This is a genomic window from Paenibacillus sp. J22R3 (assembly GCF_056269305.1).
In genome coordinates this window covers 476,015-493,870 of record NZ_JBWDNS010000005.1, presented here as the reverse complement: position 1 = coordinate 493,870, position 17,856 = coordinate 476,015, and the positions used below count along the sequence as shown (strand labels likewise).

The 17,856-nt window shown below is 50.9% G+C and carries 13 protein-coding genes; 9 read left to right on the top strand and 4 right to left on the bottom strand.

Features of this window, described 5'->3' with window-relative positions:
- Positions 1-15 precede the first annotated feature (15 nt).
- The 3 genes from AC0YN4_RS23360 (at position 16) to AC0YN4_RS23350 (ending at position 6,851) form a co-directional block, all read left to right on the top strand.
- Positions 16-2,139 (top strand): CocE/NonD family hydrolase, encoded by a 2,124-nt coding sequence (locus AC0YN4_RS23360; protein WP_475836905.1) that lies wholly within the window; start codon positions 16-18, stop codon positions 2,137-2,139.
- Between the two features lie 266 nt (positions 2,140-2,405).
- A complete protein-coding gene (locus tag AC0YN4_RS23355) occupies positions 2,406-5,180 on the top strand; it encodes an EAL domain-containing protein (RefSeq protein WP_475782873.1) in 2,775 nt (924 codons plus the stop codon).
- A 21-nt stretch (positions 5,181-5,201) separates the two neighbouring features.
- Complete coding sequence (locus AC0YN4_RS23350; protein ID WP_475836904.1) at positions 5,202-6,851, top strand: thiamine pyrophosphate-binding protein; 1,650 nt, start codon at positions 5,202-5,204, stop codon at positions 6,849-6,851.
- An 8-nt stretch (positions 6,852-6,859) separates the two neighbouring features.
- On the opposite strand, the gene AC0YN4_RS23345 is transcribed toward AC0YN4_RS23350, so the two are convergent.
- Positions 6,860-7,423 carry a hypothetical protein gene (locus tag AC0YN4_RS23345; protein WP_475836903.1) on the bottom strand — a complete coding sequence of 188 codons (564 nt, stop codon included), beginning with the start codon at positions 7,421-7,423 and terminating at the stop codon, positions 6,860-6,862.
- Between the two features lie 223 nt (positions 7,424-7,646).
- On the opposite strand from AC0YN4_RS23345, the gene AC0YN4_RS23340 reads away from it, so the two are divergent.
- Together AC0YN4_RS23340 and htpG are read left to right on the top strand one after the other, a co-directional pair.
- Positions 7,647-8,078, top strand: a complete 432-nt coding sequence (locus AC0YN4_RS23340) for an organic hydroperoxide resistance protein (RefSeq protein ID WP_475782870.1) — start codon at positions 7,647-7,649, stop codon at positions 8,076-8,078.
- 119 nt (positions 8,079-8,197) lie between these two features.
- The gene (gene htpG, locus AC0YN4_RS23335; protein ID WP_475836902.1) at positions 8,198-10,090 is read left to right on the top strand and encodes a molecular chaperone HtpG; all 1,893 of its coding nucleotides are present in this window, start codon (positions 8,198-8,200) and stop codon (positions 10,088-10,090) included.
- A gap of 49 nt (positions 10,091-10,139) precedes the next feature.
- On the opposite strand, the gene AC0YN4_RS23330 is transcribed toward htpG, so the two are convergent.
- The 3 genes from AC0YN4_RS23330 to AC0YN4_RS23320 all read right to left on the bottom strand — a co-directional run bounded on the left by AC0YN4_RS23330 (position 10,140) and on the right by AC0YN4_RS23320 (position 12,432).
- Positions 10,140-11,624 carry an RCC1 domain-containing protein gene (locus AC0YN4_RS23330; RefSeq protein ID WP_475836901.1) on the bottom strand — a complete coding sequence of 495 codons (1,485 nt, stop codon included), beginning with the start codon at positions 11,622-11,624 and terminating at the stop codon, positions 10,140-10,142.
- 157 nt (positions 11,625-11,781) lie between these two features.
- Positions 11,782-12,138 (bottom strand): spore coat protein, encoded by a 357-nt coding sequence (locus AC0YN4_RS23325; RefSeq protein WP_475836900.1) that lies wholly within the window; start codon positions 12,136-12,138, stop codon positions 11,782-11,784.
- Positions 12,139-12,156: 18 nt separating this feature from the next.
- On the bottom strand, positions 12,157-12,432 hold the full coding sequence (locus AC0YN4_RS23320; RefSeq protein ID WP_475782866.1) for a hypothetical protein: 276 nt from the start codon (positions 12,430-12,432) through the stop codon (positions 12,157-12,159).
- Between the two features lie 225 nt (positions 12,433-12,657).
- Here AC0YN4_RS23320 and AC0YN4_RS23315 point away from each other — a divergent pair, with 225 nt between their 5' ends.
- The 4 genes from AC0YN4_RS23315 (at position 12,658) to AC0YN4_RS23300 (ending at position 17,760) form a co-directional block, all read left to right on the top strand.
- Entirely contained in the window at positions 12,658-13,782 is a 1,125-nt protein-coding gene (locus AC0YN4_RS23315; protein WP_475836899.1) for a phosphodiester glycosidase family protein, read from the top strand.
- A 148-nt stretch (positions 13,783-13,930) separates the two neighbouring features.
- Positions 13,931-14,659 carry a polysaccharide deacetylase family protein gene (locus tag AC0YN4_RS23310; protein WP_475782864.1) on the top strand — a complete coding sequence of 243 codons (729 nt, stop codon included), beginning with the start codon at positions 13,931-13,933 and terminating at the stop codon, positions 14,657-14,659.
- A 60-nt stretch (positions 14,660-14,719) separates the two neighbouring features.
- On the top strand, positions 14,720-15,232 hold the full coding sequence (locus AC0YN4_RS23305; RefSeq protein WP_475782863.1) for an acyl-CoA thioesterase: 513 nt from the start codon (positions 14,720-14,722) through the stop codon (positions 15,230-15,232).
- A gap of 782 nt (positions 15,233-16,014) precedes the next feature.
- Positions 16,015-17,760 carry a type 2 periplasmic-binding domain-containing protein gene (locus AC0YN4_RS23300; protein ID WP_475836898.1) on the top strand — a complete coding sequence of 582 codons (1,746 nt, stop codon included), beginning with the start codon at positions 16,015-16,017 and terminating at the stop codon, positions 17,758-17,760.
- Positions 17,761-17,856: the final 96 nt, after the last annotated feature.

The window sequence follows — 17,856 nt, the reverse complement described above, 5'->3', positions numbered from 1 at the left end:
GGCAGCGAGACGAGTATGAGTAAAGGACTACAAGAGACAATGTTTAAGCTCTATTGTGCAGGCGTGTATGAAGGACGGATTCGATTTACGGCAGATAAGATTATGCATGCCAAGGTAGATGCAAGACGTCGGACGCAAATGCAGGAAAATGTACTGTCGGAGCAGGCTCCCTACATGCTGCCCTTGCAGCGAATCAAGCAGTTCCTTGATCAGTACGAGGGAGCGGCTTGGAGCGGGGAAGAGGTTAAGCTGGCGAACGGAGACGTGTATCGTCAGCATATCCGCTATACCGCTGGCATGGATGGCCGTGAAGTAACTTCGCAAGTGTGGGCGCGGCGGCTGGATACGGCAATGGATGTGGTGACGGTGGATGGACGCGTCATTGGCTTCGTGGCACCGAACCGGTACGGGATGGAAATTCTCGTTGCCGAAGGTTATGAGGCGCTGACTCCGCTGGTGATCTACGATTCGCCAACGTTATCGCAGGCACGATATGGCATTCAGGAGCTGGGAACGGACTTAATCCCGATGCGGGATGGCGTTCGTCTTGCGACGGATGTATATCTGCCAGAGGGCATCGAGCCCGGGGCGAAGCTGCCGGCCATTCTGATTCGTACCTGCTATGACCGCCATATGAAGAAGGATCAGCTGAAACGCTGGGCGAACAAAGGCTACGCTGTCGTCAATCAGGATGTCCGCGGACGGGCAGATTCGGAAGGGGAGCTTGTGCCGTTCTATTACGAGCGGGATGACAGCTCTGACACGATCGATTGGATTATTGCGCAAGACTGGTCGGACGGTAACGTTGGCATGTGGGGCGCATCGTACCTCGGTTATGTCGTTACGGCTGCAGCCACCAGCGGACATCCGAATTTAAAGGCCGTCGTTAACGAGGTTAACGTAGGCTCACCGTTCGTGGATACGGTGCGTAAGGGCGGCACGGTATGCTCGTGGCCCTTGCTGTGCTGGACGCTGGCGCAGTCGGTGGGGACGCGGACGGACTTTAATATCTTCGCGGGGATTACGGTGAATCCGGAGAAGGCTGTCGATGCGAGGCCGATCCGCGACATTCCGCAGCAAATGATCGGACGAGCATCCGGGCCCTGGGACTTGTGGAGCGAGCATCCGGAGTACGATGATTTCTGGCGGAACTGCACGTACTCCGAGCGAGGCCATCAGGTGAAGGCGCCGATGTTCGTTATCTCCGGTTGGTACGATGGCGACAGTGCAGGCGTCTCGGAAACGTGGCGCATGCTGACAGAGCATGATGTGCCGAACCGCAAGCTGTGGCTCGGACCATGGGAGCATGGCCCGAACCGGGCACGGGATCTCATGGGCGTAAGCTTCAGCAACGAAGCGGTCGTTTATGATTATGATGTGAACGTGCTGCGCTGGTTCGATCGTTTCCTTAAAGGCATGGACAACGGCATCGACCGGGAGCCGAGAGCCGCTTATTATGTGGTCGGAACCAATGAATGGCGGACCTCTGAGGATTGGACGCCTGTTGAAGCGGAGATGCGCAGCTTCTACCTAGGCAGCGGCGGCCGAGCGAATTCGAGTCTCGGCGATGGCGTGCTGGGAGCCGCGCCTGCGACGGCAGCTCAGTCGGAGCCGGATTCGTATCTGTACAATCCGGATGAGCCTGTGGCAGACAGCGGGGAGCGAGAGCCGGAGAATATGCGCAAGCATGAGCTGCGCAGCGATATCCTTGTCTATACAGGCGAGGCGTTGACGGAGGAGCTGACCGTTGCCGGCGAGTTGTCTTGTGAGCTGTATGCGGCGAGCGCAGGCGTCGATACGGATTGGGTCGTGACGCTGAGCGACGTAGATGAGAAGGGTAACTCCATTCGACTTTCCAACTATATCGTGAGGGCCAAGTATCGCAATGGCTTCGATGTACCTGAACTGCTAACGCCGGGCAAGGTAGAGAAGTATACGATCTTCCTGCAAAATATTGCGCATACGTTCAAAGCGGGACATCGCATTCGATTCACGATCACGTCCTCGAGTAAGCTCGTTGCCTTCCCGAACACGAATACCGGCCTGAATCCATACGACGATCCGCAGCCGGTGATCGTAAAGCAGACGATCTATCACTCGGCTGAATATCCGAGCAGAGTGCTGCTGCCTGTACTTTAGACCTAGCCAAAGACCGAATCTGCCAACCGGCGGATTCGGTTTTTTTAATGCTGCAATCGACAGTAGTCCCGAGCTGTTGACCACTTTGCAGCGCGAAATGACAGTTTAGGCCATTTTTCCTAACATTATTAAAATAATTTCGCATTTTGAAGGCGTTTTCATATTTTTGTGTAGAAATTTGTAAGGCTTCCATAGTATTTTTATACTAATAGATAAATTTGCATACCGTCGGATGTTCTAGAAACTAGGGGAATGGGGATCCATTTATGTTAAAAGAACAAATGAGATATTCACGTCTCGCGAATTTAACGAAGCTAATCAATACGAAGCTTGAGCTGCGTGAAGTGTTGGAGCATGTGACAACGGCGATATCCGAGGAAATTGTACGCTGCAATTCGGTAGGTATCTATTTGCCTCAGGAGGACGGCACATTCCGCGGTTATGTCGGCAAGCCGAGCGTCATCAACGGCTGGACCATCGATATGCATGTCATCGATACCGAGATGGATTTGCTGGCCAAAGAAGTCATTGAAACGAAAAAAACGATCTATATCCCCGACACCTCCCGAGATACGCGTCCTGACCCGCGAGCTGTGCAAGGTTTTCAAATAAAATCCCTGCTGGTACTCCCCATTTCGTTCGAGCAAGAGCTGTTTGGACTTGTATTTTTATTCGACTATGGGATTCCGATGAACCTGACTCACTCTGAGATTCAGACGGTTGAAGCTTATGTGAATATGGCGGCTGTTGCGATTCAAAATGCCAAGAACTTAACGCATAAAGAAAATCTGATTTCCGAGAAGCAGCTGCTCCTTGATGTGACGCGTGATTTGGCGATGTGCTCCACGATGCAGGAGAGCTTGGACAGCTGTTTCTTCTATCTGGGCAAGGTGCTCGATAATTACAACATCGGCGTCCATCTCTTGGACCCCATTACGGAGAGTCATATTCGGCCGGCGAAGCTGAGCAAGAACAGCGACTGGACGGAAGAAGACTGGATTGAAGCCCATAGCAAAATCCGCATTGACGAGAGCAACGACCCGGTGATCCAAGAGGTCATTCGGACGAAGAAGGCTGTGCTGATCCCGGATGTCTTCGCAGATGAACGGCCTAACCATGAAGTATGCCGCAATTTTGGCATGAAGGGGATGCTCGTGCTGCCGATCGTCTCGATGGGCGAGGTATTGGGGGTTATTCCGGTCGTGAATTTGGAGGAAGGCAGCTTTGTCTTCTCGGAAGCGACTATTCAGCTCGGGCAGTCGATTGTCGATGCGACCGCTTCGACGTTATCGAACCTGCTCTACATGGAGAAGCAAGAAATCATTATCAAAGAGAGAACCTCGGAAGTTACGGTGAAGAACAAGGAGCTTGAACGTGTCGTGACGGAGCTGCGGCAGCTCAGCCGAGAGAAGGAACTGATCCTTAACTCGGCCGGCGAGGGCATCTTCGGCTTGGATCTTGATCGTAAGATTACATTCTGTAATCCGGCTGGCATCGCCATGTTAGGTTATGATTCAAGCCAAGAGATCATCGGACAGGACTCCTGCACCATTGTGACGGGCCAAGATCCTCCGACCGGAAGCGATGGCAATTGGAACCGGCATTATCAGGATGAGAAGTTCTGCAGAAAAGATAAATCCGTCTTCCCGGTTGAATATGTGATCTCCTCCATCCGAGAAGGTAACGAAATCGTAGGGGAAGTTGTAACTTTCAAAGATATTACGCAGCGGAAACAGATGGAAGAAGAGATCAAATATCGCGCGTATTTCGACAGCTTGACCGATTTGCCCAATCGCCTTCTGCTGAAGGACAGGCTGAATCAAGGGCTGACACAAGCTCAGATCAATAACGAGAAGCTAGCGGTGCTGTACCTGGATTTGGATCGCTTCAAGTTTATTAACGATTCAATGGGTCACAGCTACGGCGACCTCTTGCTGCGGGATGTGGCCAAACGGCTCAGTGACTGCGTGCCGCTGGGAGCGACAGTTTCGCGGCAGGGCGGCGACGAGTTCACGATCTTCTTGCCTAATATTAAAAACGAGAACGAAGTGCTGAAGGTTGTCCAGCTGGTTGTCGATTCCTTCACGGATCCGTTCCAGCTGCTGGACAATGAGATCTACATGAAGGCAAGCATCGGCATCAGCCTCTATCCGGACAACGGGGATACGAGCGAAACCTTAATCAAGAACGCGGACACGGCCATGTACAAATCCAAGGAAATTTCGGGAAACAGCTATCATTTCTTCAGCGAGGGCATGGACACCAGAACGTTCGAGCGCGTGAAGCTGGAGAACGATCTCTATAAGGCGCTTGATCAGAATGAGCTTGAGATTTATTACCAGCCGCAAATCAACTACAAAACGAAGCGGATTGTCGGTGTGGAAGCGCTGCTCAGATGGAATCATCCGAAGAGAGGCCTTATTGCGCCGGATCAGTTCATTCCGATTGCAGAAGAGACGGCATTAATCGTACCGATCGGCGAATGGGTGCTTAGAGAGGCATGCAGGCAGTTAAAGGAATGGCAGAACCTTGGCTATCCGCTGTTCCGGATGTCGGTCAATTTGTCTGTTCGTCAGTTTGAACAGAACAATTTGTTCTCGATGATCAATAACGTACTCAGGGAAGTTGGATTGTCTCCCGAGCATTTGGAGCTGGAGCTCACCGAGAACCTGATCATCAAGAATCGGGAATTGACGCTCAAAACAATGAAGGAGCTCAAGGGGCTCGGGATCAAGATCGCCATCGACGACTTCGGAACGGGGTACTCGTCACTTGGCTACTTGAAGAGCTTGCCGATCGATACGCTCAAGATCGACAAATCATTCATGCAGGATATCACCAACGACGATGACAATGCGGCCATTACGAACATTATTATTACGCTGGCACAGAACTTGAACTTAAGCGTTATTGCTGAAGGTGTTGAAACCCAGCAGCATGTTCAATTTCTATTTGCCCGTGACTGTTACTTAATGCAAGGCTATTACTTCAGTCGCCCTATGAAGGCGGAGGATATTGCAGAACAATTTCTTCATATTTAATGCGATTGGGAGGCTGGAGACATGAGAGCAGCAGGGGCGGTATTGGAGTTTTTACGGGAAAATGGGGTGAAGCATCTATTCGGAATTCCGGCAGGCTCCGTTAATGCATTCTTCGATGAGTTATATGACATGCCGGAAATCGAACCCATTGTTACAAAGCATGAAGGCGCAGCTTCGTATATGGCTGCGGCCTACGCCAAATACACCGGCCAGCTGAGCGTAGCTATCGGCTGCAGCGGGCCGGGCGCAACGAATTTGGTGACAGGCGCTGCTAACGCGATGCGGGAGCATCTGCCGGTTTTGTTTATTACCGGGGCTGTTCCCGTCAGCACAATGGGATTGAATGCTTCGCAGGAGCTTGATGTCGCTCCTGTATTTCGTCCCGTGACCAAGTATAGTGTGTTGGTCACGGAAGCGAAGGATCTGCTTCGTGAAGTAGCCAGAGCCTGCCAAATCGCCATCTCCGGCGTGCCTGGACCTGTTCACGTGGCGATTCCGATAGACGTTCAGCATGCGGATATCGGCAACCCGATCCTACCGCCCTTACTCCCGCGCAAACCGATGATTCCTCAGCTTACTACGATAGAGACAGCGGCGAAAGCGCTGCGGAAGAGGCAGAAAGGCTGCATCTTTGTCGGACAAGGGGTTAGGGGTTCGGTGGAATCCTTGATTGAGCTGGCAGAGCTGCTGGCATGGCCGATCGTCACAACGCCGCAGGCCAAAGGCTATATTCCGGAAAGCCATCCTTTGTATGTCGGCGTGTTTGGTTTCGCCGGCCATGAAGCGGCTTCGGCTTTGATTGCCGAGGATGACGGCGGCGCATTGTTAATTGTGGGCTCCAGCTTAGGCGAGACCGCTACGAACAACTACAATACGAATCTGACTAAGGGCCGCTATACGGTGCAGCTGGATTTTGACGAGACGGTGTTTAACCGCAAATATATGATTGATTTGCCTATTCTTGGCGACATCCATTTGAGCTTGCTGATGTTGATCGAAGAGCTTAGAGCGCTTGGGGCTTCGGGTCAAAGGAGGGAAGTTGCCGTAGTTAAAGAGCGGCATCGGCCGCTTCTTGATGCAGCCGAAGACTATAACACAAGAAATGTGCTGCTGAACATTCAAGAGTGCCTCCCAACGGATATGCGGTATACGGTAGATATCGGGGAGTTCATGTCCTACGTCATTCATTATATGAAGGTGCGGGATTGGGATTCGTACAACATCAATGTTCACTTCGGGGCGATGGGAACGGGGATTGCATCGGCGATCGGCTCCAAATTGGCGGAACCGGATCGTCCGGTGGCATGCATTACAGGAGACGGCTGTTTCTTCATGCACGGGATGGAAATCCTGACAGCCAAGGAATTGGGATTGCCGATCTTGTTTATTGTGGTTAATAATGCCCGACTGGGTATGGTGTATCACGGGCATTCGCTGCAATTTAAGCGGACCCATCCTTCCTTCGAGCAAGAAGCCGTCAGTATCGCGGGAATGGCTGCTGCGATGGGGATACCGAGCTACCGCATTAACGGGATGGACGATATCCGTTCCGAGCTTATTGAGCCGTTAACGGCATTAAAGGGACCGGCGATTCTAGAGGTGTCCTTAAAGGACAACAGCACCCCCCCGATGGGGGATCGCGTTAAGTTTCTCTCATCCTTCGGCAAGTAGAAGCAGTGTTAGAGGTGAGCGCAGACGGTTCGAATGGTTGCCATAACCGATTTCATCGTTTGACCCTTAAAGGCGTCCGGAACAGGTTCGCCTAGGGGGCTTGCGTACGAACAAGATCGAGATTCCACATCGCAGGTGAACCCCAAGCTGACCAAGGCTTCCAGCAGCTCCTGCGGCAGCTGAGCGGTGCCGGCGTGCTCCGCATAATAGGGGGTGGGGTAAATGCTCACTCCTACGTCATCGGTCCCTGTGTGGACGACGAACAAGTCCCGTTCATGCCGCAGCATCCATTGCCCTTTGGAATAGAGGGAAATTCGAGCCTGCTCCAGTGCTGATAAAGCATCCAGATTAATCGCGAACGTTTCATTGATCATCCTGCGCACCTCTGTGCCAGTCACTGAACCAGCGGCCTGCTGGAGGAACGCATCCAATACGTCTCGCGGCAGAGGCGATACCTGAAGGGTTTCGAGATTGAAGTTGAAAATGCGCTGGATGATTGCGATCAGATCAGAGCTGTTGATTCCTTCATGATGTGCGTCAAGGAGCTTGTCCATTTGTGCGGCTTTCGTCATCCGATATCTTAACCACCTTTACCGTTGGATAGTGCCATCTAACTATTTATTCGGCAATTAATGGATAAAACTAAAGGTCGCCTTTCAAAGCGACGATTTACCAGTAGAGCTGGGCCGATTATTCGGCTTAGCTTTTTTTTGTTGACGACTTCAGGGAAAGATGTTAGATTGGTTTTACACAATTAAATTGTATGCAACTAAAATGACAAGGGAGAGATTAGACATGGAAACATTATATACGGCAATCGCAACAGTAGAGGGCGGACGGAATGGCAAGATAACTTCCTCCGACGGTGTGCTTAATCTGGATTTACGTATGCCGAAGTCGCTGGGCGGTAACGGTGAAGAAGGTACAAATCCGGAGCAGCTGTTCGCAGCAGGCTACTCGGCTTGCTTTGACAGTGCATTGAACTTGGTGGCTCGCTCGCAGAAGGTCCAGCATTCCGGCACGGATGTAACTGCGCACGTGAGCATCGGCAAAGATGCGGAAGGCGGATTCGGGCTGGCTGTACAGCTTCACGTGAACATCGATGGCGTGGAGCAGCACACGGCGGAAGAGCTGGTCAAAGCGGCGAAAGGCGTATGTCCGTACTCCAAAGCAACACGCGGAAATATCGAAACGAAGCTTGTTGTAAATGGACAGCCTGTAGGCTAACACTTCGATTGTACTTGTGCCATTCCCAAAAAAATGCTATAAAAAAGAGAGTGTTTAGCACTCCGAAAGCTAGAGTGCTAACGACATGACTGCGACATTTTTTGGGAGGGTATCGACTAATGATCAAGCAAGAGTTTAAGGCAGAGTCCAAGCGACTGCTCGAAATGATGATTAATTCCATCTACACGCAGCGAGAAATCTTCTTGCGGGAGCTGATCTCCAATGCGAGTGATGCCATCGATAAGATTTACTACAAGGCATTAACGGACGATAACCTGGTATTTAACCAGGCTGATTATTATGTGAAAGTGACGGCCGATAAGGAAGCACGCACGCTCACGCTCACGGATACCGGTATCGGTATGACGCAAGAAGAGCTGGAGAACAATCTTGGCGTCATCGCGAAGAGCGGCTCTCTGGCGTTCAAGAAAGATAATGAAAGCAAAGATGGCCATAACATTATCGGCCAGTTCGGTGTTGGCTTCTATGCAGCGTTCATGGTAGCGGACCGCGTGACGGTAACCAGCCGTGCACTTGGCAGCGACGAAGCGTTCAAGTGGGAATCCGAAGGGGCGGACGGCTACACGATCGCGCCAGGCGAGAAGGCGACCGTCGGCACAGAGATCGTGCTCCACATCAAGCCGAACACAGAAGACGACAACTATGACGAGTTCCTTGAGGAATACCGTCTGCGCACCGTCATCAAGAAGTACTCGGACTTCATTCGTTACCCGATCAAGATGGATGTGAAGGGGCAACGTCCGAAAGCGGGCAGCGAGGGCGAAGAAGAGGCTGAACTGGAATCGTATGTGGAAGAGCAAACCGTGAACAGCATGGTGCCGATCTGGCGCAAGAATAAGAGCGAGCTGACTGCAGCAGATTACGAGCAGTTCTACAATGAGAAGCGTTACGGCTTCGATAAGCCGCTCAAGCATATCCATATCAGTGCAGACGGCGCGGTTGTATACCAAGCGATTCTGTACATTCCGGAGAGCACGCCGTTCGATTACTACACGAAGGAATACGAGAAAGGACTTGAGCTCTATTCCAACGGCGTTCTGATCATGAATAAATGCGCGGATCTGCTGCCGGACTATTTCAGCTTCGTCAAAGGGATGGTCGATTCCGAGGATCTGTCGCTGAACATCTCCCGTGAGATGCTGCAGCATGACCGTCAGCTGACGCTCATCGCGAAGAACATTAAGAACAAGATCAAGAGCCAGCTGCAAAGCCTGCAGAAGGACGAGCGCGACAAGTACGAAACCTTCTACAAAGCATTCGGTCGCCAACTGAAATTCGGCGTGTACAGCGACTACGGCATGAACAAGGACACGCTGCAGGATCTGCTGCTGTTCCACTCTTCCAAGGAGAAGAAGCTGGTTTCGCTGGACGAATACGTGTCGAGAATGCCTGAAGACCAGAAGTTTATCTACTACGCTGCAGGTGATTCCATCGAGCGGATCGAGAAGCTTCCGGCAATCGAGGTTGTTTCGGACAAGGGCTATGAAATTCTCTACTTCACCGACGATATCGATGAGTTCGCAATCAAGTCGATCATGAGCTACAAAGAGAAGCAGTTCAAGTCCGTCTCGAGCGGCGATCTCGGTATTGAATCGGATGCGGATAAGGATGGGCAGGATGCAGAAGAGAGCGGCAGCAAAGAGCTGTTCGAGCAAATGCAAACGATCCTTAGCGGCAAAGTAATCAAAGTTAAAGCATCGAAGCGCCTGAAGAGCCACCCAGTGTGCCTCTCCAGCGAAGGCGAAGTATCCATTGAGATGGAGAAAATCCTGAAGGCGATGCCGAACAACCAAGACGTGCAGGCGGAGAAAGTGCTTGAGATTAACGTCAATCACCCGGTATTCCAATCGCTGAAGGAAGCGGCCGACAAGGATGCGGAGAAGCTGGACCTGTATACACAACTGCTTTACAACCAAGCGCTGCTGATTGAAGGCTTGCCGATTCAAGATCCGGTTGCTTTTACCAATGCGATTTGCAAAGTAATGGTATAGAAATGAGAAAGAGACCTCGTGTGAGGTCTCTTTTTTCGTGCGATCTTATTTAGTTCGCAGCTTGAGCAGCTTGCTCAATTCTCACCGCGTTGGCTGGTTCATCCCATGTGACATGGGCACCGAGCGTCTCCGATAGGAGGCGAAGCGGGACGAACACGCTGTCGTTCACGAAGACCGGCTTCTCTTGCGAAGGCACGACGCTGCCGTTAAGCGTGGTGCGGCCGGTGACGGAGTTCAGCACAATCGTAGAAGTGGCATTCTTCGCAATGACGGATCGGGTTGGGATATCCCAGCGAACCTCCGCCCCCATTTGCTGAAAAACTCCCCGTATCGGCACATAAGCCGAGTTATGAAGCAGCAGCGGCGGCATGGTCAGCTCGGTTTCTTGGTCATTGAGGTAGACGGCAATCGGCTTTCTCACGAATTGCGGTGTCTTGATTTCCGTTTCCAGTGCGCCAAGCCCGGTTTGCCCATATTGATTAGCTCCCCATGACATGACATGGCCATCTTGTAAGCGAACGAGATGGTTAAGACCGGAAGAAGAAATCGAAACTGCGCCTGTGATGCCGGGCACTTGTGCAGCATGAGGAATGCCGTGATGGTCTACGGTCCAGGTCCATACCGTACCGTCGGCTTTAACGGCAGCATCCATACTAATGGAGACGATATCTGTCAGCCCCGGTACTTGAAATGGCTTCAACATCGTTCGCTCCGGCTGATACCACGCTTGATTGGTCCACATCCATACCGTACCGTCAGCGCGCAGCGCCGTTCCATAGAATTGATCGATATCCATGGCGGTATATTCGCCGTCTCCCTTGACCATGGAAGGCTTGCGAATGACATCCGACTTTCCGCCGCCGTAAGCTTCCAGCCCCCAAACCCAAATCTCGCCGCCATTGCCCAGCGCAGCAGACGTGTACATCCCGGCCGCGATGGAGACGATGGAGGGCAGATTCTCTATTTGCACCGGCTTTAAGGCATTTTGACGCGAATCGTTGCCTAGCTGCCCTTTCTCATTGCCGCCGAACCCCCAGACGGTTCCATCTTGTCGCAGCACAAGGCTGTGGTTATCACCGGCAGAAACCATGATGATATCGGACAATCCATTCACTTTAATCGGGGAAGTGGTAATCGCCGTAGTCTGTTTGTCATTCCCAAGCTGTCCATGCTCATTGCCCCCGACTGACCAAACGGAGCCGTCATCCTGCAGAAACAAGGCATGCCGGTATCCACCGGAAACTCTGGTCACATGATCCAAATGTAATTGCATAGGTGTATAGGCGGGAGTCGTAGCTCCATTACCGATCGAGGCGGTGCCTCCGCCCCATGCCCAAACGCTGCCGTCCGACTGTACCGCATAGGAGCTATGCGCCCCGGAGTCCATCTGCGTGATAGCGGTGAGAAGCTTGTCTGAGGCATTTCCGTTAGCAGCAGCTGCCATAGTTGGGGTCAATAACGATATCGTGAGCATTACACCCAGCAAAGCTCTTCTAGGTGATTGCCGGTAGCTCTTCTTAGTCATTGAAGTCATTGAGCACACTCCTCTTGATAAACGTTAACCATTTGACGCAGCTAACGGACCAGAAGTTTCAGGCGGCGTGCATGCAATGTGAAAAAAGCGACCTTCCCTCGGTAAGGAACAAGTCCCGAGACAAGATCGCTGTTATTGGTAAACCATCCGGCTGAGCTTATTGCAATGTATTCGAGGCGCCGTATGGGAACTGACTGGAATAGCCGTTGAACTGCTGGTAAGCTTCGTCGAGTTTCGTCTGCTCTTCGGCTTCCAGCTTGTAATGTCCCTTGCGGAACATCAGCTCGAAGATCTCGTGCTGGCATTGATGCGTCTCAGTCATCACCGTCATAATATCCTGATGGAGGGAGGTATGACTGGCTTCATTGGCTGCGATGCTGAAGCTGTCACCCAAATACTTTTCCGTCGCCAGGATATCGTTGATGCGGTCGCGATCCGTTAACTCGGGGCCTTTTACCTGCGGCTCATAGGGCGGTTTCGGATTTTGGATCGAATTCTGATTGTTCGGGCTCACGATCGGTGTACCTCCTTTCTAATGTTGGGGAACGTTCTTCATTTCCTGCGTGTTGTTGTTCTGCAGATGCTTGAGCAGAAGGGTATAGTGGCGTTCATGCATCTTGCCTGCTTTATGAATGGCTTGGCCGATTTCAGGGTCAGAGCATTCTCGGGCAAAATGGCTGCATTTCTTCATGGCCAGAAGAAGCCAGGACAATTGGTCTTTCAAATAAGACGCGTCTTTGGTTGTAATGACTTTGGGCGGCACCGGCATGATGCCTGCCTGCTGCTGAGTGGATTGCGTTTGCTGCACGTGAAATGACCTCCTTTACGTATTCCCGTATAGCTTGCGCAATTCCGCCAAAATAACTCCGTGCCTCCGTGATTCACTTTTATTGCCATGGTAACTTATGACGATTTTAAGCTTTTCTTAAGATTTAGCTTCTATAGTGATGGGATGTGATGATGCAAAACGAGAAGTCACGGTGTGGAAGCCGCGACTAAACATACAGACCATACAACAAAGGGGTGCAGCATAATGGACAACAACTTAGAAACGACATCGATGACGCCCAGAAGGCGAACTTCCCATCCTGTGCAACGCACAAAGAAACGTTGGCAGCGAACGGTCAAGCGGTTGTCTGCCTTACTGGTTGTGGCCGTGCTGGCTGGCAGCGGATGGTTCTACCTGACGCCATCCGGCTCCGATATTCGGTACATGATGGCGGATACGCTGATTACGAGCAAGCATCGTTATTTGGCGAAATATTTGATCGGACAAGCAGAGCTAGATAACCGTGTAGCGGCGTATAACGAGCAGTTCGATGCGATGGCAGACGTCAAAGATAATCATAATGTCAATCTGGCCTCACACCCGAAGGGGACGGTGACGATTGAGCCGATTTCGCGTAAAGGGTTCAAAGGCTATTTGATGTATGTGCATGATCCGAAAATGATCCGTGTCGTCACGACCAGCATAGTCGGTTCAGGCGAACGAGTGGAGAGCATGGTGAAGCGGACAGGTGCCATTGCCGGCGTGAACGGCGGCGCATTTGATGATCCGAACTGGAATGGTAATGGCTTCAAGCCGGCCGGTATCGTCATGTCCGGCGGGAAAGTGCTGTACAAAGGCAACGGTATGAATGCGAAAGTAAATGTGGTCGGTATTGACCGCAACGGTTTGATGGTGGCGGGTCGTTATTCGCCTAAACAGCTGCTAGCCATGGGGGTATCGGATGCGGTAACCTTCCAGCCCAAATTTATCGTGAACGGCAAAGGCCTTATTAAGAGCGAGGCCGACGGCTGGGGAATCGCGCCTCGTACTTGTATGGCGCAGCTGAAAGACGGCACGATCGTATTCGTCGTAATCGACGGGCGCCAGCCTGGCTATTCGGTCGGTGCAACGTTGTATGATGTGCAGAAGATTTTGCTTGAGAAGGGTGCCGTGACGGCTGCGAATTTGGATGGCGGTTCATCCACGGTCATGGTGAAGGATGACGAAGTAGTCAATAAACCTTCAAGTAAGTACGGCGCGCGTTACTTGCCAACGGCTTTTCTCGTATTCGATCATCCCGAGGATGTGAAGCTGCCGAATATTTGGGCGGGCATCGACATGAATAACTTCGACTCTTCGAAGAAGCGTACGCAGCAGCAGGCCTCATAATTCTTTTGATGGCAAATGCCTTCGTGTCCCCTATTGTGTGGTGGACATGGAGGCTTTTTATATATGGGTCGGTCGCTATTTTGAGGATAAATCCCAGTTTGCGTGCACATAGTATAAGGTGTTGAATGGATGAACAGGAGGAACGCATGTGGTTGTGGTATGGCGCTGCTCGGCAGTTCTGCTGTGCTTTTGCCTGTTATGCGGGTTTCAGCTGCCGAAGAAAGACCGTTATTTCTATGAGAGCCGGGGGGATATCATATGGGAGGTGCCGCTCAATGAGAAGAAGATTGCGCTCACCTTCGATGATGGTCCCTATCCGGAAATGACGAATGACATACTGGATCTGCTTAAGCTGTACAATGCCAAAGCGACGTTCTTCGTACTGGGTTACCGTGTCAAAGAATTTCCGGAACTAATTAGGCGAGAAGTCGCGGAAGGTCATGAGGTTGCCAATCATACATATAGCCATGCTTTTCTGACGAAGGGCACCGCGCTCTCGACGATTCAGAATGAGATTATGCAGACGGAGGATTCGCTGGTCGCGCTGACCGGCAAGAAGCCGCATTTATTCCGTCCTCCGGGCGGCTTCTACAGTGATCAGACGATTCAAGTTGCACGCAAGCTCGGCTACACGACAGTGCTCTGGTCCTGGCATCAGGATACCAGCGATTGGCGCAGTCCGGGCGTGAATTATATTGTGCGCAAGGTGCTCAAGAATGCAAGGAACGGGGATATTGTTCTGCTCCATGACTATATTCCCGGTTCTATCCATACAGTGAAGGCGCTGCGGATTATCCTTCCGGAGCTTGCGCGGCGAGGGTTTAAGTTTGTCACCGTATCGGAGCTAATCGAAGAGAAAGCACATGCATATCCGTAACAAAATGCGTAAATCTGCGTACCCATAACACAAATGTACCTTTGAGGTGGGTGAACGGTTTTGGAAACCAAGACAGTCAGGGAAACGCGGTGCTTCAAAGTGTCACGGGTGTTTCCGACGGATGTCAACAATCACAATACGCTGTTTGGCGGGAAGCTGATGTCGTATATCGACGATATTGCTTCGATTTCCGTCTCGAAGCTGTGCCGAGCTACGGCGGTAACGGCCTCAACGGATTCCGTAGATTTCTTGCAGCCGATACGCCCAACCGACTCGGTCTCGCTGGAATCGTTCATCACGTGGACGGGCACGAGCTCAATGGAGGTCTTCGTGAAGGTTATCCGCGAGGACCTAAGAAGCGGTGACCGCAAAATCGCCGCGACCGCTTTTCTCACCTTCGTAGCGCTGGATGAGAACAACCGTCCGACAGGCGTTCCGGAGATTGTACCGGAGACGGAGGAAGAGAAGAAGCTGCACGAAACCGCCGAGCGCCGCGCCGAAATGCGAAAGCACCGCAGAGAAGAAAGCAAGAAATTCGCGGATTTCTTGCTGACGAAGTATCCGTGGGAGTAGCTTGTTTCTGCTAGTATGCTTTTGATCGCCAGTGAACGTCTATTTCCGCTTTCTGCGGAAGTGGGCGTTCATTTTGTTGAGGAATGTTGCTTTTCCGGCAACATTTCGCCTCCAAATAACTAAAAGCTCCCAGGACCACACATCCTCCGAAACGCGGCAGAATCGAGCAAAGAGTAGCTCCCACGACTACTGCTGGTACGCTTCATGCGCACATTCCGCCCAATTCCCGCATAAGCAGTTCCCTAGTTACCCCAGTCATTCACCTATTCCGCCGACCGACCACCAAAGTAGCTTCCTAGGCACTCTCATACTCGAATAAGTCGAATCTCTGCGACATCGAGCCAGCAGCAACTTGCGATTTATCGCCAAACATCCGCGACTCCATCGGAATTAGTGAAACGTTTCGCAATTCCGCCTCATTATCCCATTTTCGCAGCTGATTTTCCCTGTATAAACGACACTTAAACAAGCAATCTTAATTTTGGTCACTATCATATAAGAAATGATCCGTATTCATCTTGAAAGCGCTTCATGTATAGTGTGGATATAGAAATGAAGGAGGTAGACGGATACCTGATACGCACGCGATCTTCATTGGGAAGCGCATTCAATAGCGAAGCGTTGAAGAAACTCCCGGTCTTTGAAACGTTTCTATTCTGTGTAGAAGCAAGTCGTGCGAACGCTAAGCTCATGAGTCGGAGTTACTCAGCAATTGGCCTAAAGTAAAGTTTGGAAATAGCGGATTTGCACCATTACTTCAAGTAAACAGGGGGATTTTAAAGATGAAAAAGAATTACAAAGTTAAGCTTGCCTCTCTTACATTGTGTCTATCGTTATCGCTATCACTCGCAGCTTGTGGAAACAACAACAATAATAGCGGTTCTTCCGATTCAAATGAAACCGCTGACATCTCCAAACTGCTGGATCCGAACTCGGAGCCCAAAGATCCTGGCAAATATTCGCCGGCCATTGAAGTAACGACGGTTCATACGAACAACGGCGTTCTGCAAAATATGCCCAAAGATATCACGATTGAAAACAACATTTATACAAAGACTTGGGAAGAGAAGCTTGGCATCAAGCTGAAATATAATTGGACTTCACCCGCCGAGCAAGCCGAAGAGAAGATGAACCTGATGATTGCAAGCGGCGACTTGCCTGACTTCTTCTATGTAACGCCTCCACAATTCGAGAAGCTTGCATCGACCGGCCAACTGGAGGATATTACGAAAGTCGTTCAAGACTATGCGTCTAAATATACCAAGCAGTATTTGACAGGCGACTACTTGGGATTGCTTGAAGGCGTAACGAAGAATGGCAAAATCTACGGTTTGCCTAACGGTATGACTTACCACGATCAAGGCAACATGCTCTGGATCCGTGAAGACAACTTGAAGAAAGCCGGCCTAGAGGCGCCTAAGACAGTTGCTGATTTGGACAAAGTGCTTGAAACGTTCAAGAAGAACGACTACGACGGCACAGGCGGAGAGAAATACCCGATTCCACTGGCAGACGCCAGCATGGATTCCGTTAACTGGGGTATCGGCGGCGCGTTCTTCAATATGTTCCATTCGTATCCGGACATTTGGGTGAAGAACAGCAAAGGCGAGCTCGAGCACGGGATGTTCGGTTCAGAAACACGTGAAAACACGCGTGCTGCGCTTCTGAAACTGCAAGAGTACTACAAGAAAGGCTACATCCACCCAGACTTCGCATCGCTTGACAGTGCGAAATACAACGAGCAAATCGTGAATGCACAATCGTTCGTCGCTTTCGGCGGACTGTGGGATGCTTGGTGGCCGCTTAACCTAGAGCTGGAGAAGAACCCGAATGCGAAATGGGAGCCGGTAGGCATTCCATCCGTAGACGACAAACCGGGCAAATCGTCCGTTACAGCAGCAACCGTTCTTGGTGTCAATGTAGCGAAGAAGGGCGTTAAACACCCTGAGGCGCTTGTAACGATGGCGAACCTATTCCATGATTTGAACAACAATCCGGAGACGATGCAGTTCGGTAAATACAACACAGATCCGACAACGAACGCTGGTATTTTCCAACTGTACTCGATGCCAATCTACAACCCATCGTTCAACTATCAAGCATTCCTAGACATTAGCGATGCATTCAAAACAGGCTCGACGGATAAGCTGTCCGAAGCGTATAAACTGTTCTATGATCAATCCAAATCCTATGCAGATAAGAATGATGCTGCCGGATTCCCGTCCTACCTGTCCTACACAGACAAAGGCTCCCTTGCTGTTGTAGATCAGTACATCAAGGAAAAAAGATTCGCGATGAACGAGTACACAGCTATGCCGACACAAGAAATGCTCGACAATGCACCAATCATCAAAAAAGCATGGGATGTTATGTTCCTGAACGTAGTGAAAGGTGCAGACATCAGCGCGTATGACGATTTCTTGAAGCAATACGATTCCATGTATGCTTCCGCTGTAAATCCGGTCGTGAACAAATGGTTTGAAGCGAAGAACAAAGAAAGCGTTCAAGAGTGGTTTGAGAAGAAATAAGGAATTGGAGTAGAACCTGCAGAGTTCGGATGGCACGTGCATCCGTTCTCTGCATCTATTCTTAGCCTTAAATTTAGTCATCGTAAGGGGCGAGCT